The organism is Leifsonia sp. SIMBA_070, from assembly GCF_046534635.1.
GTDB lineage: Bacteria > Actinomycetota > Actinomycetes > Actinomycetales > Microbacteriaceae > Leifsonia.
In genome coordinates, this window is record NZ_JAWRYK010000001.1 from 2,403,380 (window position 1) to 2,422,047 (window position 18,668).

General features: G+C 71.0%; 17 protein-coding genes and 1 pseudogene. 8 read left to right on the forward strand and 10 right to left on the reverse strand.

The genetic code is table 11. The features are described from left to right. Positions 1-54 precede the first annotated feature (54 nt). Positions 55-747, reverse strand: a complete 693-nt coding sequence (locus SB754_RS11270) for a metal-dependent transcriptional regulator (protein WP_410782414.1) — start codon at positions 745-747, stop codon at positions 55-57. A 131-nt stretch (positions 748-878) separates the two neighbouring features. On the opposite strand from SB754_RS11270, the gene serC reads away from it, so the two are divergent. Then, on the forward strand, positions 879-1,994 hold the full coding sequence (gene serC / locus SB754_RS11275; protein WP_410782415.1) for a phosphoserine transaminase: 1,116 nt from the start codon (positions 879-881) through the stop codon (positions 1,992-1,994). An 8-nt stretch (positions 1,995-2,002) separates the two neighbouring features. After that, positions 2,003-2,158 (forward strand): annotated as a pseudogene (locus tag SB754_RS11280) (DUF2530 domain-containing protein); the annotation flags it as partial. Here SB754_RS11280 and SB754_RS11285 read toward each other — a convergent pair. Next, the gene (locus tag SB754_RS11285) at positions 2,087-3,037 is read right to left on the reverse strand and encodes a DUF3027 domain-containing protein (RefSeq protein ID WP_410782416.1); all 951 of its coding nucleotides are present in this window, start codon (positions 3,035-3,037) and stop codon (positions 2,087-2,089) included. The pseudogene SB754_RS11280 and the gene SB754_RS11285 sit on opposite strands and share 72 nt — an antisense overlap. After that, a complete protein-coding gene (locus SB754_RS11290) occupies positions 3,030-3,410 on the reverse strand; it encodes a cold-shock protein (RefSeq protein ID WP_410782417.1) in 381 nt (126 codons plus the stop codon). Before SB754_RS11290 ends, SB754_RS11285 begins: the two co-directional genes overlap by 8 nt. 52 nt (positions 3,411-3,462) lie before the next feature. Here SB754_RS11290 and SB754_RS11295 point away from each other — a divergent pair, with 52 nt between their 5' ends. The 3 genes from SB754_RS11295 to SB754_RS11305 all read left to right on the forward strand — a co-directional run bounded on the left by SB754_RS11295 (position 3,463) and on the right by SB754_RS11305 (position 7,524). Then, the gene (locus SB754_RS11295) at positions 3,463-3,762 is read left to right on the forward strand and encodes a hypothetical protein (RefSeq protein ID WP_410782418.1); all 300 of its coding nucleotides are present in this window, start codon (positions 3,463-3,465) and stop codon (positions 3,760-3,762) included. A 24-nt stretch (positions 3,763-3,786) separates the two neighbouring features. Continuing rightward, the gene (locus SB754_RS11300; protein WP_410782419.1) at positions 3,787-5,718 is read left to right on the forward strand and encodes a helicase-associated domain-containing protein; all 1,932 of its coding nucleotides are present in this window, start codon (positions 3,787-3,789) and stop codon (positions 5,716-5,718) included. A 162-nt stretch (positions 5,719-5,880) separates the two neighbouring features. Next, positions 5,881-7,524 (forward strand): DNA repair helicase XPB, encoded by a 1,644-nt coding sequence (locus tag SB754_RS11305; RefSeq protein ID WP_410782420.1) that lies wholly within the window; start codon positions 5,881-5,883, stop codon positions 7,522-7,524. 329 nt (positions 7,525-7,853) lie between these two features. On the opposite strand, the gene SB754_RS11310 is transcribed toward SB754_RS11305, so the two are convergent. The 4 genes from SB754_RS11310 to SB754_RS11325 are packed head-to-tail and all read right to left on the reverse strand — an operon-like array spanning position 7,854 to position 11,603. Next, the gene (locus tag SB754_RS11310; RefSeq protein WP_410782421.1) at positions 7,854-8,732 is read right to left on the reverse strand and encodes an aminoglycoside phosphotransferase family protein; all 879 of its coding nucleotides are present in this window, start codon (positions 8,730-8,732) and stop codon (positions 7,854-7,856) included. Further along, positions 8,719-9,492: a pyrimidine reductase family protein gene (locus SB754_RS11315; RefSeq protein ID WP_410782422.1), complete on the reverse strand. Its 774-nt coding sequence runs from the start codon at positions 9,490-9,492 to the stop codon at positions 8,719-8,721. Before SB754_RS11315 ends, SB754_RS11310 begins: the two co-directional genes overlap by 14 nt. Further along, entirely contained in the window at positions 9,485-10,396 is a 912-nt protein-coding gene (gene folP, locus SB754_RS11320; RefSeq protein ID WP_410782423.1) for a dihydropteroate synthase, read from the reverse strand. Before folP ends, SB754_RS11315 begins: the two co-directional genes overlap by 8 nt. Beyond that, the gene (locus tag SB754_RS11325) at positions 10,383-11,603 is read right to left on the reverse strand and encodes an NAD(P)/FAD-dependent oxidoreductase (RefSeq protein WP_410782424.1); all 1,221 of its coding nucleotides are present in this window, start codon (positions 11,601-11,603) and stop codon (positions 10,383-10,385) included. Before SB754_RS11325 ends, folP begins: the two co-directional genes overlap by 14 nt. 126 nt (positions 11,604-11,729) lie before the next feature. On the opposite strand from SB754_RS11325, the gene SB754_RS11330 reads away from it, so the two are divergent. Together SB754_RS11330 and SB754_RS11335 are read left to right on the forward strand one after the other, a co-directional pair. Beyond that, positions 11,730-12,422, forward strand: a complete 693-nt coding sequence (locus SB754_RS11330; RefSeq protein WP_410782425.1) for a response regulator transcription factor — start codon at positions 11,730-11,732, stop codon at positions 12,420-12,422. A gap of 76 nt (positions 12,423-12,498) precedes the next feature. Continuing rightward, entirely contained in the window at positions 12,499-14,217 is a 1,719-nt protein-coding gene (locus tag SB754_RS11335) for an ATP-binding protein (protein WP_410782426.1), read from the forward strand. Here SB754_RS11335 and SB754_RS11340 read toward each other — a convergent pair. Next, on the reverse strand, positions 14,214-14,789 hold the full coding sequence (locus SB754_RS11340) for a TetR/AcrR family transcriptional regulator (protein ID WP_410782427.1): 576 nt from the start codon (positions 14,787-14,789) through the stop codon (positions 14,214-14,216). The genes SB754_RS11335 and SB754_RS11340 overlap by 4 nt on opposite strands. Positions 14,790-14,899: 110 nt before the next feature. Between SB754_RS11340 and SB754_RS11345 the strand changes: the two genes are divergently transcribed. Beyond that, the gene (locus SB754_RS11345; protein ID WP_410782428.1) at positions 14,900-16,150 is read left to right on the forward strand and encodes an amidohydrolase family protein; all 1,251 of its coding nucleotides are present in this window, start codon (positions 14,900-14,902) and stop codon (positions 16,148-16,150) included. A gap of 6 nt (positions 16,151-16,156) precedes the next feature. Here SB754_RS11345 and SB754_RS11350 read toward each other — a convergent pair whose 3' ends face one another. Together SB754_RS11350 and SB754_RS11355 are read right to left on the reverse strand one after the other, a co-directional pair. Then, positions 16,157-18,121 carry a hypothetical protein gene (locus SB754_RS11350; RefSeq protein WP_410782429.1) on the reverse strand — a complete coding sequence of 655 codons (1,965 nt, stop codon included), beginning with the start codon at positions 18,119-18,121 and terminating at the stop codon, positions 16,157-16,159. Positions 18,122-18,355: 234 nt separating this feature from the next. Further along, entirely contained in the window at positions 18,356-18,577 is a 222-nt protein-coding gene (locus SB754_RS11355; RefSeq protein WP_410782430.1) for a hypothetical protein, read from the reverse strand. Positions 18,578-18,668: the final 91 nt, after the last annotated feature.

The window sequence follows — 18,668 nt, forward strand, 5'->3', positions numbered from 1 at the left end:
GAATGCCGTTTGTCACACCGATTCGGCCACTTTTTAACGAATCGGTAACGGGACTCAGGCGTCGACGAAGATGTGCGCCGCGAGTTCGTTGGGCAGTTCGAGGCCGGGCTCGAAGCCGTCGATCTGCACGACCACGTACGATCCGGCGGGAGAGAAAGTGCCGGTCGAGCCGGGGAAAACGCCGGCCTGCTTGAGCTGCAGCAGCAGCTCGGGGTCGACCTGCGCGGGCTCGCCGAGGCGGCGGATCCTGGCAGTCACCCCGGAATCCGCTCCGCGGACCACGTCGACCAGGTTGATCAGGTTCTCAGTGGAGGGTGCGCCCTCCGGAGCGCCGAGCTCCCCCAATCCGGGGATCGGGTTGCCGTACGGCGACACGGTCGGGTGGCCGAGCATGGTGAGCAGCTTGCGCTCGACCTGCTCACTCATCACGTGCTCCCAGCGGCAGGCCTCTTCGTGGACGTACTCCCACTCCAGCTCGATCACGTCGCTGAGCAGGCGCTCGGCCAGGCGGTGCTTGCGCATGACGTGCACGGCCTTGCGGCGGCCGTCGTCGGTGAGTTCGAGGTGGCGGTCGCCCGAGACGACGACCAGGCCGTCGCGCTCCATGCGCCCGACGGTCTGCGAGACGGTCGGACCGGAGTGCCCGAGACGCTCCGAGATGCGCGCACGCAGGGGGACGATGTTGTCCTCCTCCAACTCCAGGATGGTGCGGAGATACATCTCGGTCGTATCGATCAGATCGGTCATGAACCCCTCCACGTGACGGCGCGCGAACGTCGGATATCAGCCTACTTGCTGCGGCTGACAGGCCGGCGCAGGCCGGGACGGGGACACCGGGCGCGCCGTCCTTGCAGTGCAACAGCCAATACACTTCAGTTATGCCGGACGTCACGATCCCCTCTGAGCTGCTGCCCGCCGACGGTCGATTCGGATGCGGACCCTCCAAGGTCCGCCCGGAGCAGGTCGCCCACCTCGCCGGAGCGGGCGCCGCGCTGCTCGGCACCTCCCACCGCCAGGCGCCGGTGAAGAACCTCGTCGGCCGGGTGCGCGAGGGGCTGGGCGAGCTGTTCCGCCTCCCCGAGGGCTACGAGGTCGTCATCGGCAACGGCGGCTCGACGGCGTTCTGGGATGCTGCGGCGTTCGGCCTGATCGAGAAGCGCAGCGAGAACCTGGTGTTCGGCGAGTTCGGCGGCAAGTTCGCCAAGGCGGCGAAGACGCCGTGGCTGGAGGCTCCGCACGTTCTGGAGGCGCCGGGCGGCTCCCGCAGCGAGGTCCAGGTCGTGGATGGCGTGGATGTGTACGCCTGGCCGCACAACGAGACCTCGACGGGCGTCATGGCGCCGGTGCGCCGCGTCCACGGCGACGACGGAGCGCTGACGGTGATCGACGCGACCAGCGCAGCCGGCGGCGTCGACCTCGACGTGAGCGAGTCGGACGTCTACTACTTCGCCCCGCAGAAGAACTTCGCCTCAGACGGCGGACTGTGGCTGGCGCTGTTCTCCTCCGCCGCCCTGGAGCGCGTCGAGCGCATCGCGGCGAGCGGGCGGTACATCCCCGAGTTCCTGAGCCTGAAGAACGCGGTCGACAACACGCGCCTCAACCAGACGCTGAACACCCCGGCCATCGCGACGCTGGTGCTGCTCGAGAACCAGCTCGAGTGGATGAACGGCAACGGCGGTCTGGCCTGGGCGGATTCGCGCACCCGCGAGTCGTCCGGCGCGCTCTACGAGTGGGCCGAGAAGGTCGACTACGCGACGCCGTTCGTCGCCGACCCTGAGCACCGCTCGCAGGTCGTCGTCACGATCGACTTCGACGAGCGCATCGACGCGGCCGCCGTCGCGAAGACGCTCCGCGCCAACGGCGTCGTCGACACCGAGCCGTACCGCAAGCTCGGCCGCAACCAGCTCCGCGTCGCCACGTTCACGGCCATCGAGCCGGCGGATGTGCGGGCGCTGATCGGCTGCATCGAATACGTGGTCGAGCGGCTGGGCTGAGCCGCAGTATGCGCCTCTGGCTCCGAGACGACGAACGACGGCCCGACCCGGTCGCCGCGAAGACGGACGACCGGCGGGCCGTGCTCGTCGGCCTAGTGCTGTGGGTCGTCGCCCTCGTCGTCGTCCTCATCGTCGGAGCGCCCGACGGCACCTGGCTCTGGACCGTCGTCGTCGGACTCGTCCTCGGCGTCCTCGGACTCGGCTACCTCACCGTCCGCCGTCGGCGCTGACTCCAGCGCCGCGGCCTCCTCGGCCTCCAGGTCGAGGTCGGCGTCGACGTCGGTGTCCTCGTCGAAGTCGACGTCGACGCTGTCGATGTCCACGCCGTCGAGGTCGTCGTCGCCGTGCAGGTCGCGCACGTCGCGGTCGTCCTCGTCGTCGTCATCATCTTCGTCGTCGTCCGTGTCGTCCTCGTCGAAGTCGTCGTCGGAGTCGTCGTCCAGGTCGGTGTCGTCGTCGTCGTCATCCGCATCACCGGACTCCCCCGGCTGCACGGCCAGTGCCTCCTGAGCAGCCTGGTACTCGGCGAGACGATCGGACCACGGCACCCACTCCGGCGCGAGCAGCGCGCCCTCTCCGGGCATCAGCTCCGCCTCGAGGACGGTCGGCTCGGCATCCTCGTCGGCGCGGCCGACGGTGACGCTCCAGTGCCAGCCGGGGTAGCCGGACATGCGGGTCTCGAAGAGCAGGGAGAGCACGCGAGGACCCTCGACGACGTGCCCCAGGGGCGCGCCGATGGTGGCCTCCGGGGTGATCTCGGCGAGCGCGGCGCGGGCGAGCGGGACGGCGGCGAGGAGCTCCTCATCGGCGACGACCTCGCCCTCCTCGACCGGGGCCGAGGTCGCGACGGGAGCGACGGCGAGGTCGGGCTCCGCCTCTGCCGGGGCCTCGACGACCGCCACGGCGTCCTCCGTCAGCTGCGGGGCGGCGCTCGGAGTCGTCGGCTCGGCCTGCTCGGCCGGCGTCGTCGGCTCGGCGTCGGCCGGCCTCGCCTGCTCGGCCGGCGTCGCGACGTCGGCCTCCGAATCGTCGCGCTCAGGCATCCAGGTCGTCCGCGACCTTGCGCAGCACGGCGGCGATCTTCGCGCCGTGCGCCTTGTCGGGGTACTTGCCGCGGCGCAGGTTGGAGCCGATGCCGTCGAGAAGCTTGACCAGATCCTCCACGATGATCGCCATGTCGTCTGCGGACTTGCGCTTCATCTTCGCGAGGCTCGGCGGAGCCTCCAGCACACGCACCGACAGGGCCTGCGCACCGCGCTTGCCGTCGGCGATGCCGAACTCGAGGCGAGTCCCCGCCTTGACGACGGCGCCGGCGGGGAGCGCCGAGGCGTGCAGGAAGACTTCTTGGCCGTCATCGGAGCTGATGAAGCCGAAGCCTTTCTCGTCGTCGTAGAACTTGACCTTGCCGGTTGGCATGGGAACCTCACTTCGCATGGGGGATGGGGCTTACTCAATTATCCTTGATTCTGTGACCCAGCAGACCCCTCCGCCGGCTTCCCGGCTCCAGCGCATCCTCGCCTACATCGTCGCAGCGCTCGTCATCGTCTCCCTGGTCTGCATCGCGGCCATCCTCATCGGCACCGCGGCGGGCCAGTTCGCCGAGCAGGGATCGGGTGAGGGCCTCTGGCCGACCGTGTTCCTGTTCCCCTACGCGGCCCTCCCGATCGCGTTCATCCTGATCATCGTGCTGCTGATCGTCAGCGCCCGGCGCAACCGGGCGGCGAACCGCGCGAACAACCCGGCGGGCGACGCCAAAGGCCGGCGCTAGGCCGGACGGCCGGCGGTTCGGCGGATGACCACCACCCTCGCTCTCGCAGCCCGGCTGCGCGAGCTGGACGACGCCGTGCTCGTCCCGGCGCTGCACGCGCGGACGTATCGGCGCACCGGGATCGCGGACTTCTTCGACCTCGCGGACGCGCTACTCGACGGCGACTCGGTGCAGCGGGCGCTCGCTCCGCTGGACCGGCCGCGGCTGGCGGCGCTCGTCGTGCTCGGGCGCGGGGGCGCCGGGGACGGGACAGGCGGCGCAGGCGGCACGGGCGGCGGCGCAGAGGGCGCGGGCGGCGCGCTCACTGTGGAGGAGGTGACCGCGCGACTCGCCGATTCCGGGGCCACCGCCGGGATCGAACGGGAGGCCGTGGCGGCCGCGCTGGACGACCTCTCCGCATTGCTGCTCATCGAGGTCGACGAGGACGCCCCGGTTCCGACGTACGGCGTCTACGACGCGGTCGTCACGCAGCTGGACGCCTGGCCCGGTCAGGGACTCCCGTCGGCCGACGACCTCCTGAGCACTCCCCCGCCTCCCGCGCTCGCGCCCGTTCCGGACACCGAGCGGCGCTTCACCGACCGGCTGGCCGCCGAGCGGGCGTTCGAGGCGGTCGCCGCGGTGTCCGAACTGCTCGCCGAGCTGGCCCGCGAGGGCGCACGGCGACTGCAGAAAGGTGGCCTCGCCCTCCCGGCCGTCAAGCGTCTCGCCGAGGCTCTGTCGCTGGAGGCCGACTTGGTTCCGGTGGCGCTGTCGGCCGCCGAGCGGGCGGGCCTGGTGGGCGTGGAAGACGGGATGTGGCTCCCGACGGACGACGCAGCCGGGTGGTCGCACTCGGCCACCGCCGAGCGCTGGCAGGCCCTGGCGGCCGCATGGCTGGCCGCATTGCCGGCCGACGTGCGGACACTGCTCGCACTGCGCAGCCGGGCCGCCTGGGGCGAGAGCCTCCGTGAGCACGTCGCGTGGCTGCATCCTGCCTCCGTCGAGGAGGCGCAGCGTCGAGTGGAGGCGCACACGCGCCTTGCGGAGTGGCTGGGCGTGACCGCGCACCAGGCGCCCAGCTCGGCGGGCGCCGCGCTCGTGGACGAGGGCCCGGAGGCCGCCACCGCGGTCATGGCGGCGCAGTTCCCGGCGGAGGTGGACCGGGTCTACCTGCAGCACGACCTGACGATCGTGTCGCCCGGGCCGCTGGCGCCCGAGATCGAGGGACGGCTGCGCGGGATCGCGGAGCTGGAGTCGCGCGCGCTGGCGTCGACGTTCCGCATCTCGGCCGCGTCCGTCGATCGCGCACTCACGGCCGGGGAGACGGCGGACGGGATCCGGGAGTTCCTCAGCACGATCTCGCTGACGGGGCTGCCGCAGCCGGTCGACTACCTGATCGCGGACGCAGCGGAGCGGCACGGCCGCGTCCGGGTGCACGACGTCGCCGGGGAGGCTGGCCCGCGGGCGGCGGTGCGGTCGGAGGACGCGACGCTGCTGCGCACCATCCACGTGGACCAGTCGCTCGCCTCGCTGCGGCTCGCTCCGGGGCCCGACGGGGAGCTGCTGAGCCGGTTCCCGCGGGATGTCGTGTTCTGGGCGCTGAGCGACGCGCGCTACCCGGTGGTCGCCGAGGACGCGGACGGGAACGAGGTGACGCTGCGACGTCAGCGGGTCGCCCATCCACGTGCTGCCCAGGAGGAGGACCGCGACGCCGAGCTGGTGCGACGGCTCCGGATTGCGGAGGAGGAGGCGGGCGACGACACCGGCGAGCGCTGGCTGGTGCGGCAGCTCGACCTGGCGGTCCGCGCCCGGCAGCCGATCGTCGTCGAGGTGGCGATGCCCGACGGCCAGGTCGTCGACTACCTGCTGGAGCCGACCGGCGTGGGCGGCGGCCGCCTGCGCGGCCGCGACCGCGCCGCCGACATCGAGCGCACCCTCCCCCTCTCGAGCATCCAGGGCCTCCGCCCCGCCCCCTGACCCCGCCTCCCTCCGCACCCTCCGTCGCTCGCGGGTCTCCGCCCACCGTCGAGTACACACTTTTTGCACGCCCGCACGGCGTGTCGCGTGCAGAAAGTGTGGACTCGACGGTGGGGGGGTAGCGGAGAGGGCGCACAGGCGCAGGGCGTAGGCTAGGCAGTTATGTCGGATGGGCCCCTGATCGTTCAGAGCGACCGCACTGTGCTTCTCGAAGTCGCACACGAGGACGCAGAGGATGCGCGCCACGACCTCGCGGTGTTCGCCGAGCTGGAGCGGGCGCCCGAGCACATCCACACCTACCGCATTACGCGGCTCGGGCTGTGGAACGCGCGCGCCGCCGGCCACACGGCCGAGGACATGCTGGGGACGCTGGAGCGGTACTCGAAGTTCCCCATCCCGCAGACAGTGACCGTCGATGTCAGCGAGACCGTCGCACGCTACGGCCGCCTGGTCATCGAGCGCGACGACGAGGGCACCCTGCTGCTCCGCTCCAGTGATCTGGCGGTGCTGACGGAGGTCGCCAACGCCAAGCGCATCTCCCCGCTGCTGCTGGAGCGACGCGACGACGCGACGTTCGTCGTGGAGGCGTGGGCGCGCGGGCAGCTCAAGCAGGAGCTGGTCAAGCTCGGCTGGCCCGCGGAGGACCTCGCCGGCTACACCCCCGGAACTCCGCACGAGATCGGCCTCAAGGAGGACGGCTGGGCCCTTCGCGACTACCAGCGCAAGGCGGTCACGAACTTCTTCGACGGCGGCTCGGGAGTCGTGGTGCTGCCCTGTGGCGCGGGCAAGACGCTGGTCGGCGCTGGCGCGATGGCGACCGCCAAGACGACGACGCTCATCCTGGTCACCAACACCGTCTCGGCCCGGCAGTGGAGGGACGAGCTGCTGCGCCGCACGACGCTGACGGCGGAGGAGATCGGCGAGTACTCCGGGCAGGTGAAGGAGGTCAAGCCGGTCACGATCGCGACCTACCAGATCCTCACCGCCAAGCGGAAGGGCGAGTACGCGCATCTTGCGCTGCTGGACGCGCTGGACTGGGGCCTCGTCGTCTACGACGAGGTGCACCTCCTGCCCGCCCCGGTGTTCAAGCTGACCGCCGAGCTGCAGGCGCGGCGCCGCCTCGGCCTGACGGCGACGCTGGTGCGCGAGGACGGCCGAGAGGGCGACGTCTTCAGCCTGATCGGCCCCAAGCGCTTCGACGCGCCGTGGAAGGAGATCGAGGCGCAGGGCTTCATCTCCCCCGCCGCCTGCTACGAGGTGCGGGTCGACCTCCCGCCGTCCGACCGGCTCAGCTACGCCGCCGCTCCCGACGACGAGCGCTACCGGCTGGCGGCCACCGCCCCGGCGAAGCTGGACATCGTGCGGCAGCTGGTGGCACGGCACGACGGCGAGCGCATTCTCGTCATCGGCCAGTACCTGGACCAGATCGACGAGCTGGCGTCAGCGTTGGATGCGCCGCAGCTGACCGGGGCGACCCCGGTGGACGAGCGCGAGCGGCTGTACCAGGAGTTCCGCGATGGGCGCACGAAGGTGCTCGTCGTGAGCAAGGTGGCGAACTTCTCGGTGGACCTTCCGGAGGCGACCGTCGCCATCCAGGTGTCGGGCTCGTACGGCAGCCGCCAGGAGGAGGCGCAGCGTCTCGGGCGACTGCTCCGGCCCAAGGAGTCGGGCCTGTCCGCGAACTTCTACACCCTGGTCGCGCGCGACACCGTCGACCAGGACTTCGCGCAGAACCGGCAGCGGTTCCTCGCCGAGCAGGGCTACTCGTACACGATCCTCGACGCCCACGCCCTCCAGGCCGCCTGAGGCCCCTCCTCCTCCTCCCCCTCCTCCTCCCCTCCCCGATTCGTGACGAATCGGGGCTCCGGCGCGACGTAACCCCACATTCGTCACGAATCGGGGAACCCTCCGCAGACTGCGCGGGGCGCATTCGTGACGAATCGGGGCTCCGGCGCGACGTAACCCCACATTCGTCACGAATCGGGGAACCCTCCGCAGACTGCGCGGGGCGCATTCGTGACGAATCGGGGCTCTGGCGCGACGTAACCCCACATTCGTCACGAATCGGGGGTCGACGGCGGGAGGCGGCGGGAGGGGGCGGGAGGAGGCAGGAGGGGGCAGGAGGGGGCGGGACGTCAGGCGAGGAGGCGCGCGAGGGTCGCGCGCGACTCGGGGTCGCGGGGGCGGTCGCGGACGGTGATCGCGGCCTTCCAGAGGGCCCAGCCGCGGGCGCGGGACCAGGTCGCGTCGTCGAGGCCGACCGTCGAGCGGAAGACGTCGCGCGCGCGGCCGACGAACATGGTCCACGCCGGCACCAGGTCGCAGGCGGGGTCGCCGACGCCGCACGTGCCGAAGTCGATCACGCCGGACAGGCGGCCGTCGGTGGTGAGGAGGTTGCCCGGCGCGACGTCGCCGTGGAACCACACCGGCGGGCCCTCCCAGCGGGATGCGGTCGCCTCCCGCCAGAGCTCGCGGGCGCGCGAAGCAGCAGCGGTCCCCAGCACGGGGAACGCGGCGAGCGCCTCCTCGCCGTACACCTCGGGCGGCGCGCCGCGGAAGAAGTTGTGCGTCCCGGGGCCGGGTGCGCCGTCGACCGGCACCGCCCGCAGCGCCACCAGGAACCGGCCGATCGCTTCGGCCAGCGCCGCATCCTGCGACACGTCGCCGAGCAGCACGACCGGCCGCCCGCGCAGCCAGCGGTACACCGACCATGGCAGCGGATAGTCGTCGGTCGGCGCTCCCTCGGCGACCGGCTGCGGGATGGGCAGCGGCAGCAGCGGGGCGAGCCGCGGCAACCAGGCCTGCTCTTTGGCGACCTGCTCCCGGTACCCGGCGGCGCTCGGCAGCCGGACGCTCAGCTCGTCGCCGAGCCGGAAGGTGCGGTTGTCCCACCCGTCGTGCTCGACGGGACGGAGCGGGAGGCCGCGCCACTCCGGGAACTGCGCGTCGACGAGCCGGCGGACCAGACCCGCGTCGATGCGGGGGCGGAGTTCCGGCGCGTCACCCGCGGACATACCGCAGCAGCAGCGTGTCGTCTCCCGCGAGGGTGTGCGCGAGGCGCAGGCCGAGCGGGACGATGGGCGCGGCGCCGGTCGCGATGCGCGACGCCGTCCCGCCCTCCAGCCGCGGGCTGATCGTCAGGCACAGCTCGTCGACCGCGCGCGCGGCGATCAGGTCGGCGAACAGGTGCGGGCCTCCCTCGCAGTGGATGCGCGTCAGCCCGCGCTCGTGCAGCACGGCGAGCCCGCGCTCGGCCTGCACCCTGTCCCGTCCGCACACGACGACGTCGGCGACCTCGGAGAGCGCCTCCCGCGCCTCCGGTCGTGACAGCTCCGTGGTGAGCACGATGGGCCGCTCCGGCGCATCCTGGAAGATGGGGCTGCGCGGGTCGAGGTCGAGCCCGGCCGAGACGATGGCGAACACGGGATGCGGGGTCATGCCCGCCCCGCTGCGCACCTGCGCCGAGGCTGGGGCGACGCGCATCGCGCCGTACCCTTCGGCGCGGACCGTCCCTGCGCCGACCAGCACGACATCGCACAGGCGGCGCAGCAGCTCGAACACGCGGCCGTCGACGTCGTTGGACAGCCCGCCGGACAGCCCCTGGTGGGTGGCCGCGCCGTCCACGCTGGCGATGAAGTTGACCCGCAGCCATGGGTCGCCCGCGCCCTCCTGGTAGAGCGCGACGATGTCGTCGTCGCTCAGCCCGGTCTGCGAGGGCAGCGGCGAGAGGCGATGCACGGCAGGGGCAGGGGTGGGGTTCGGGGCGTCAGTCATTCACGTCTCCCATGTTGTGGCGGAGGTAGGCGGGCGCGCGGAGCCCGAGCACGGCCTCCGTCATCCGCACGGCGGCGACGGAGGCGCGCACGTCGTGCATCCGCACGATCCTGGCGCCGTTCATCACGCTGATCACCGCTGCGGCGAGGGAGCCCTCCAGCCGCTCCGAGCGCGGGGCGTCGAGGGTCTCGCCGATGAAGTCCTTGTTCGACACGGCGGCGAGCGTCGGGTACCCCAGGTCGGCGATCTCGCTCAGGCGGCGGGTGATCTCCAGCGAATGGAGGGTGTTCTTGTTGAGGTCGTGCCCCGGGTCGACGATGATCCGCTCCTCCGGGATCCCGGCCTCCCGTGCCCGCTGCACGCGGTCCAGGAGGAACGCGGACACCTCGGCGACCACGTCGTCGTACTGCGGCCGCGGGAAGGGTCGGCGCGGCTCCGCGAGGCTGTGGGTGATGACGAGCGTGGCCTCGCTGTCCGCGACCACCGGAGCGAGCTGCGGGTCGCGCAGGCCGGTCGTGTCGTTGATCACCGTGGCTCCTGCCGCGATGGCCTGCCGGGCGACCTCGGCATGGAAGGTGTCCACCGAGATCACCACGTCCGAGCCGGCCCGGAGCGCTGCGACGACCGGCACCACCCGCTCCACCTCCTCCTCGACCGGCACGGGCTCACCCGGCGCGAACGGCGCGCCGCCGATGTCCACCCAGTCGGCCCCCAGCGCGACGGCCTCGAAGCAGGCGTCCACCGCGCGGTCGAAGGCGTAGGTGCGGCCCTGGTCGAAGAACGAGTCCGGCGTGCGGTTGACGACCGCCATCACAGCCACCTGGCGCGAGAAGTCGAACGTGCGCGCACCGATCCGCCGGACCGGCACGCGCAACGGCGGCAGGTACGGCTCAGAGCGCGGCAAGATCGACGCCCTCGTCGGCGAGGCGGTCGGCCTCCACGCGCTCCCCGGACCGGATGAGGCGCTGGATGTCGTCCTGCACGTCCCACACGTTGACGTTCATTCCGGCCACCACCCGGTCGTTGCGCAGCCAGAAGGCGATGAACTCGCGGGACTCCACGTCTCCGCGGAACACGACGCGGGAGCCGGCGGTGAGGGGCGCGTAGCCCGAATACTCCATGCCCAGATCGTATTGGTCCGAGTAGAAGTACGGGATGTCGTCGTACGAGGCACGCTCGCCCAGGATGGCGTGGGCGGCGACCGTGCCGCTCGCGATGGCGTTCGCCCAGTGCTCGCTGCGCAGGTGCCGCCCGATGGCGGGGAGGAAGGGGTTCGCGACATCGCCGACCGCGTAGACGTCGTCGATGCTGGTCCGCATCCCCTTGTCGGTCAGGATGCCGTCGGCGACGGCGACGCCGGCGCGCTCGGCCACCAGGGAGTTCGGCGCAGCGCCGACTCCGGCGACCACCACGTCGGCCGGGAGGCGCTCCCCCGTGGCGAGGACGACGAACTGCTCGCCACCCCCATCGACCCCGACCACCGTCGCGTCGTTGCGGAAGGCGACGCCGTTGTCGCGGTGCAGACGCTCGAACATGCCGCCGAGCTCGCGGCCGATCGCCTCGCGCAGCGGCACCTGCGCACGGCCGACGACGGTCACGTCGTTGCCGTAGCCGCGCGCCGCGGCCGCGACCTCCATCCCGATCCAGCCGGAACCGACCACGACCACGCGGCGGCCACCGACCTCCAGGGCGGAGCGCAGGGAGGTGGAGTCCTCCTGGGTGCGCAGCGGGAAGACGGCGCCGTGTCCGCTGCCCGGGACCCCGAGCTGCCGTGCGCGCGCCCCGGTCGCGATCACCAGACTGTCGTAGGTGATGCGGCCGCCGTCGGACACGAAGAGCTCGTGCGCGGACGCCTCGAACGAGCCGGCCTCCACACCGGGAACGAACTCCACCGCGTTTTCGGCGTACCACTCGTCGGGATGGACGGCCGCGTCCTCCAGAGGACCGTCCCCTTTCAGGTACTCCTTCGACAACGGCGGACGGATGTACGGATGGTGCTCCTCGAGTCCGAGCAGCAGGATGCGGCCGCCGAAGCCGCGCTCGCGCAGCTCGGTCGCGACGGTCGCGCCGGCGAGTCCGGCGCCTGCGATGACGACGGTCGGATTGCTCATGATCTCAGCATCCACTCTTCACACGGCGAGCGCCAGACGCCCGCACCACCGGTGCACCACCGGTGCACCAAGCGCGCACCGACGGCTCACAGGTAAGAGTCAGCCGACGCGCAGATAATGTTTCTCATGAACGCCGGACCTCGCATTCTCATCGTCGACGACGAGCCGAACATCCGTGACCTCCTCACGACCAGCCTCCGCTTCGCCGGGTTCGCCGTCCGCGCGGTGGGCAACGGCGCACAGGCGATCTCCGCGGTCCTCGAAGAGGAGCCCGACCTGATCATCCTCGATGTCATGCTGCCCGACATGAACGGGTTCGGCGTCACCAAACGCCTCCGCGGCGCCGGCTACACGGCGCCCATCCTGTTCCTCACGGCCAAGGACGACACCGAGGACAAGATCACCGGCCTCACCGTCGGCGGCGACGACTACGTCACCAAGCCGTTCAGCCTCGACGAGATCGTCGCCCGCATCAAGGCCATCCTGCGGCGCACGATGCAGGCCGACGAAGACGCGGTCATCCGCGCCGGCGAGCTGACCATGGACCAGGACACGCACGAGGTCTTCGTCGGCGACACCCCGATCGAGCTCAGCCCGACCGAGTTCAAGCTGCTGCGCTACCTGATGCTCAACCCCAACCGCGTGCTGTCGAAGGCGCAGATCCTCGACCACGTCTGGGAGTACGACTTCAACGGCGACGCCGGCATCGTCGAGTCCTACATCTCGTACCTCCGCCGCAAGGTGGACGCGCACTCGACCGAGCCGCTCATCCAGACGAAGCGCGGCTTCGGCTACATGCTCAAGGCCGCCAAGGCCTGAGATGCTCCGCCGGGCGGAGTTCAGCACGACCGCACACATGCCCGGCACAGCATCCGCTGCATAGACTGACGGCCTGATGCACTCACGCCTGCTCGACCGCTGGAACGCGATCTCCCTGCGCACGAAGATCACGGGCGTGACCGTGCTCATGCTGACGCTCGGTCTGCTGGTGACCGGGATCGGCACGATGTCGATGCTGAAGCCGGTCCTGCTCGACCAGCTGGATGCACAGCTCTCCGCGGCGTCCGGCGCGTCGTACCTGAACACGTACCTGTTCAAGACGACGGCGGACGCGGACCAGATCGCGACGGACGCCAGCCCGTCCGACTACTTCGCCGCGCTGTACGACTCCAGCGGCGCGCTGCTGAAGTACAACTGGCACAACATCCCGTTCGCGCAGCGTCCCGCCATCCCGCACACCCTCACCGTGGCGGAGGGCAAGTCCATGCCCGCGGGCGGCTACAACATCCCGAGCAACGACGGGCGGACCACCTACCGCGCGCTGACCCAGACGGTCACCTTCAACGGTCCTGACGGCGAGCTGGGCACGGCGATCGTCGCCACCGCCACCTCGCAGATCGACACGGTGATGGCGAGCTTCCTCGCGATCTTCCTCGGCTTCGGCGTCATCGTCATCGTGGTCGGCGCCGGGCTCACGCGCATGCTCGTCACGACGACGTTCGCGCCGCTGCGCGAGGTGGAGGAGACCGCGGCCGCGATCGCGGACGGCGACTTCAGCCAGCGCCTCGGCGGCGCGACGCCGAACACCGAGGTCGGCCGGCTGAACCGCTCCCTCAACACGATGCTCAACCGGATCGACCGCGCTTTCACCGACCGCGCCCGGACCATCGACCAGATGCGCCGGTTCGTCGGCGACGCCTCCCACGAGCTCCGCACGCCGCTGGTGTCGGTGCGCGGCTACGCCGAGCTGTACCGGATGGGCGCACTGCAGACGCCAGAAGACGTCGCCCAGGCGATGGACCGCATCGAGAAGGAGGCGATCCGGATGGGCATCCTCGTGGAGGACCTGCTCGAGCTGGCGCGCCTCGACGAGACGAAGCCCCTGGACCTGCACCGCGTCGACCTGGTGAAGATCGCCCAGGATGCGGCGATGGATGCGATGGCCGGCTCCCCCGGCCGCGTCGTCAGCGTCGTCCTGCCCGAACCGGTCGCCCCGGACGAGGACGAGCTGGAGGAGCCCGGCCTCGACACCGTCCCGATGTCGGTGACCGATGCGGCGGGACGGCCCTCGAACGCGACCGGGCCGATCGCGTTCGCCGGCTCCGCCCTCGCTCGCCTGCGCCGCGGCCGTGGGCGTCGCCCGGCGACGACGGGACCTCTGCCGGTCACCACCGGCGAGCGGGTCGTGCTCACCCGGCCGACCCACTCCGAGCCCGCGATCGTGCTGGCGGAGGAGAACAAGCTGCGCCAGGTGGTCACCAACCTGATGGGGAACGCCCTGCGCTACACGCCGGAGGGCAGTCCGATCGAGATCGCCGTCCAGGTGGACCACCGCACGGAGCGGGCCTCCCTCGAGGTGCGCGACCACGGCGAGGGCATCCCGCCGCAGATCCGGGAGAAGATCTTCCAGCGCTTCTGGCGCGCCGACACGTCCCGCGCCCGCGAGACCGGCGGCAGCGGCCTGGGCCTCGCGATCGTGTCCTCCATCGTCGCGGCGCATAACGGCACCGTGGAGGTCGTCGACACGGAGGGCGGCGGCGCCACCTTCCGCGTGTCCCTGCCGCTGGCGCCGTCCGCCGGCGCGCCCGCCTCGCCGATGTCGGCGACGCTCTAGGAGTCCGTCCTCCAGCCGCGGCGGAGGTTCGCGAAGACGATTCGCAGCGCCTCCCCTGGCGATGGTTCGCGGGCGGCGAGGTCGGGCGTCTCGAGGATGAAGCGGGCGAGGGAGCGCAGGGCCACGCCGTCCTCCGCGCGCCATTCCTCGGCGAGGGTGGACACCAGCGCATCCTCGCAGTCGGTCCACTTCTTCCGCACGTAGTCGCGGAGCTGCGGCGTGGAGAAGATCAGGTCGAGGAGTTGCTTCGACGCCCGATCGCCGGTCTCGAAGGGGAGCCTGCTCTCCATGAAGGTCTGGACGGCGCTCAACGGGTCCGTCTCCGGAGCGCGATCGCGGATCGCCTGCACCAGCGCCGCAGCGCGGTCCTCTTCGTGTTCGAAGACCAGTCCCACCTTGCCCGCGGGGTAGTACGTGAACAGCGTCGTGAGGGCGACGTCTGCGTCGTCGGCGATCTCGGCCACCGTGACGTCGTCGAATCCGCGCTCGAGGAACAGCCGGACCGCAGCCTGGTGGAGCGCCCGGCGGGTCTGGGCCCTCTTGCGCTCGCGGAGTCCCGTTCCTGCTGCCATGCGACGATCCTAGGGGATTCATCCAACCGTTTCCAGTTATGGTATTACTAGTTTTCTGTAGTGACTACAGAAACACGAACCCTGGCTCGGCCAGACGCGAAGGAGAAGCGATGAACACGACGGCCATCGTCAACGCACGGATTTTCGACGGCGAGGAGGTCATCCCCGAGACCTCGGTGCTGATCGAAGGAGCACGGATCGTGTCGATCGGCGGCCAGGCACCCGACGACGCGCAGATCGTCGACGGCCGTGGAGCCACCCTCCTCCCCGGCCTGATCGATGCGCACGTCCATACCTCCCTCGAGGCGCTCGAGCTCGCGCTCACTTTCGGCGTCACGACGGAGCTGGAGATGCAGGGGATGTTCACCCGCGACCGGAGGGGCGCCGTGACGGACGACGATCGGCTCGCCGATGTGCGGTCGGCAGGGTTCGGGATCACCCCGCCCGGAGGCCACCCCAGCGAGCTGATGGGCGACGGCGGCGGCGATGACGACGACGCCCCGTGGGAGGCGGAGGATGCGGACCCGGAGCAGTGGTCCGACATCGTGATGCCGTTCTCGAGCACGCCGGACGAGGCGGTCGCGTTCATCCCGCGGCTGCAGGCCACCGGCTCGGACTACATCAAGTTCATGATCGACGACGGAGCCGTCGAGGGCGCCCCTGGGCTGCCGCTGCTGGACGATGCGACGATCGCCGCCGGCGTCGAGGAGGCCCACCGGCGCGGCCTCCTGACCGTCGCCCACACGCTCACGGTCGACGCGACCGCGTCGGCCATCGCCGGCGGCATCGACGGGTTCGTCCACCTGTTCATGGACCGTCCCTCTACACCGGAGATCATCGACTCCATCGCGGCGTCCGGAGCCTTCGTCGTCCCCTGCGTGGTGCTGAACGCCTCCATGATGGGGATCCCGGCCACGGAGTTCGCGGCGGATCCCCGAGTCCGCGCCCGGCTGGACGACGCCTGGATCGCCACCCTGGAGAGCAGCTACGATCGGTACCCGCAGGGCGACCTCGACGATGTCCTCGCCTCGGTGCGCGCCCTCCACGACGCGGGGGTCGACCTCCTCGTCGGCACCGACGTGTCGTTCCCGCTGCCGACACTGGGCGGGATGGCGCACGGCGCGAGCGTCCACCACGAGCTCCAGCTCCTCGTCCGGGCAGGGCTCACGCCCCCCGAAGCGCTCCGCGCGGCCACTGCGACCCCCGCGCGCCGGTTCGGACTCGCCGACCGCGGACGGATCCGGGAGTCCCTGCGGGCCGACCTCGTCCTCGTGGACGGCGACCCGACCGCCCGGATCTCGGACACGCTCAACATCCGCCAGGTGTGGCGGCGCGGAACGCCGCTCTTCGCCCGCCAGTGATCGGACTCACCGCTCGAGGGCGTCAGGTGGAGGTGCGGGCGTACGGCGGCGGGCGAGGAGGATCGCAGCGACGATCGCGGCGACGACCAGCAGCACGGCGAGGGCGACGGTGAGGATGCCCGGCAACGTCTGGATCCAGGGCGTGGCGGCCGTGATGCGGACGTCGTGCGAATAGGTGTCCGCGAGGGTCGTCCCGGAGCCGGACGCGCGGTTGACCTGGTCGAGGTACGCCTCGAAGGACAGCTGGGGGGTTGTCGTCTTCACCGGCACCGAGGCGGCGGTGGTGAGGTGGAACGTGATCGTGGTGGTCGAATGCGGCGCGAGCTTCAGGGTGCCGCCGTCGCCGATGATGCCAACGATGTTCCCGTCCTTCGTCGAGCCGCTGAGGTGGACGGCAGCGGGCGCCGCCGAGGAGCCGGCGACGGTGTAGGTGAGGTGCAGCCGGCCGGCGTCGACCGCCGTCGTCGCATGATCGGCGCGGTACGCGTCGAACTCGACCTGCGCGTTCGTGATCGGGTCGGCGGACGGGTTGCGGAACGCGACGGAGAAGTCCTCGGCCGGCGCTCCAGGATGCACCGCATCCGGGAACGCCGCCTTCGCGGTCGGAGCGGCAGCGGCGGCATCCCCCTGGTACACGCGCGTCAGTGCCGAGTGCCCGCCCCGGGCATCCAGCGCGACGAGCGCGCACGTGACGGAATCGGAGCTGCCGGTGTAGGTCACCACGACGCTGCCGTTCGCGTCGGTGAGGGCGGAGTCGTGGTCGAAGGATCCGCAGCTCCCCTGATCCGAGACGGCGTAGCTGCTGAAGCTGACGCGGTCGCCGACGACCGGGTCGCCTGCACGATCCGTCACGATCGTCTGGACGCTGGACGTCTCACCCGAGCGGAGGTCGTTCGGTGTCGCATCCGTGAACACCTCGGCGATGTCGGTCGGCTCCGCTGAGGGATCCGTGGTGGCCTGGCTCTCGCTCTGGGCGCAGCCGAACCCCGGTCCGAAGCTGCCGTACGCGGCGTCGCTGAACTCGGTCTGCGTGTAATACGGGTGGCCGTCGATCAGCTGGTTGTACTCCGTCGTGAAGGGATGCGCAGGATCGACGGATCCGAGCGCCGTCCCGTAGTCGTCGGCGCACAGGTCGCCGATCTCGTGTCCGGTCGCGTCGAACCAGGCGGGATTCTCGCCATCCGGATCGGTCATCGCCTCGGCGAGTTCGTGGCTGAGCGTGCTGATGGCGCCGTCGGTGGCGCGGCTGCCGTTGGGCGCCTGGCCGCCGTCGCAGTTCGCGTCCTTGTACGGTTCGTCGCCGTACACGATGCGGGCGTCGGCCGGCCCGAACACCCGATGGTAGCCGCAGAAGGACGACACGGAGGTGGTCCCGTCGCGATCCTGGGTCTCCACCTGCGGGGGAAGGAAGACCGGGTAGAACCGGCCCAGTCCCGTGGGCAGCCCCAGGGAGTCGACCAGCCGGCTCAGCTCGGCGCGCAGCTGGTCGTCGGTCAGGCACGCCGTGACGGCCTCGCCCCCCGGGGAGCATCCGTCCGCGGGGAAGGCCGCATCGTCCATCACGGGCGTCCCCGCCGCCACCCGGTACGTCAGCGGGACGCGCTTCCCCTGGCTGGTGTCGTAGTACTCGGACGCGACGGAGTACACGTTCCCGTCCGTGCCGCTGGCCGTCGCGACGTCGTCGACGTACCGGTCGATGGTGTCGACGTAGCCGGGAGGGAACGCCGCCGAACCGGGAGGCGCCCAGAAGATCGGAGTGACGAGCAGCCCGTCGGCCTCTCCGGTGTCCATGGTGGGACCTCCCGAATACGACATCGGCGGTTCGCAGCCGTCGCAGTAGTGACCGTCGTCTCCTGACGCGTGGACGGTCGCTCCCCCGGCTGCGGGTGCTGCGGGTGCTGCGGGTGCTGCGGGCGCTGCGGCCACGGCCAGGGCGAGGGCGATGACCAGGGAGGCCACTGCGCTGGGCAACCTCAGTGCGTGCATCGACCTGGCTCCCCTCCGGCGGCGCGATCGCACCTCCTACCTGAAGCCATACACGCCGCGGAGTTCATCCCGATATACAGTGCTCGCATCACGATTCGGCCAGCGGCCCGTCTTCATGAGTGAGCCGCCGCCGTTCCAACCGGAATGGGTCCACAACGGCCGGCTCGCCTGCGGTGGACCGGCGCCCCCGCGCCGGTTCACCGCACGGCTCACTGGCGCTCAGGGCTGGAACGGCGCCCAATCAGCGAGGTCGTACTCGAGCTCGATGCCGTTGTAGAGCCGCACGACCCAGGCATGGGAGTCTCCACCGGCGAACTGACCGCGCACGGTCTCCGCCGTCCACTCGCCTCCCGCGCCGCGCTCCCAGTGGATGAGACCGATGTGCTCGCGCAGGCGCGGCGGGTGCGGTGGGTGTATGTAATCTTCAAGCTTGTCGGACATGAGAAACCTCCTTTGATCCCAGCCTGATCAAGGGTCCACGCGCACATCATGCATCCCGAACGATCGCGAGTGACACCGGGCTTCTACCCCC

Coding starts and splice junctions, on each gene's coding strand:
- SB754_RS11270 (WP_410782414.1), bottom strand. CDS start 747: ATGACCGATCTGATCGATACGACCGAGATGTATCTCCGCACCATCCTG.
- serC (WP_410782415.1), top strand. CDS start 879: ATGCCGGACGTCACGATCCCCTCTGAGCTGCTGCCCGCCGACGGTCGA.
- SB754_RS11285 (WP_410782416.1), bottom strand. CDS start 3,037: ATGCCTGAGCGCGACGATTCGGAGGCCGACGTCGCGACGCCGGCCGAG.
- SB754_RS11290 (WP_410782417.1), bottom strand. CDS start 3,410: ATGCCAACCGGCAAGGTCAAGTTCTACGACGACGAGAAAGGCTTCGGC.
- SB754_RS11300 (WP_410782419.1), top strand. CDS start 3,787: ATGACCACCACCCTCGCTCTCGCAGCCCGGCTGCGCGAGCTGGACGAC.
- SB754_RS11305 (WP_410782420.1), top strand. CDS start 5,881: ATGTCGGATGGGCCCCTGATCGTTCAGAGCGACCGCACTGTGCTTCTC.
- SB754_RS11310 (WP_410782421.1), bottom strand. CDS start 8,732: ATGTCCGCGGGTGACGCGCCGGAACTCCGCCCCCGCATCGACGCGGGT.
- SB754_RS11315 (WP_410782422.1), bottom strand. CDS start 9,492: ATGACTGACGCCCCGAACCCCACCCCTGCCCCTGCCGTGCATCGCCTC.
- SB754_RS11325 (WP_410782424.1), bottom strand. CDS start 11,603: ATGAGCAATCCGACCGTCGTCATCGCAGGCGCCGGACTCGCCGGCGCG.
- SB754_RS11330 (WP_410782425.1), top strand. CDS start 11,730: ATGAACGCCGGACCTCGCATTCTCATCGTCGACGACGAGCCGAACATC.
- SB754_RS11335 (WP_410782426.1), top strand. CDS start 12,499: ATGCACTCACGCCTGCTCGACCGCTGGAACGCGATCTCCCTGCGCACG.
- SB754_RS11340 (WP_410782427.1), bottom strand. CDS start 14,789: ATGGCAGCAGGAACGGGACTCCGCGAGCGCAAGAGGGCCCAGACCCGC.
- SB754_RS11345 (WP_410782428.1), top strand. CDS start 14,900: ATGAACACGACGGCCATCGTCAACGCACGGATTTTCGACGGCGAGGAG.
- SB754_RS11355 (WP_410782430.1), bottom strand. CDS start 18,577: ATGTCCGACAAGCTTGAAGATTACATACACCCACCGCACCCGCCGCGC.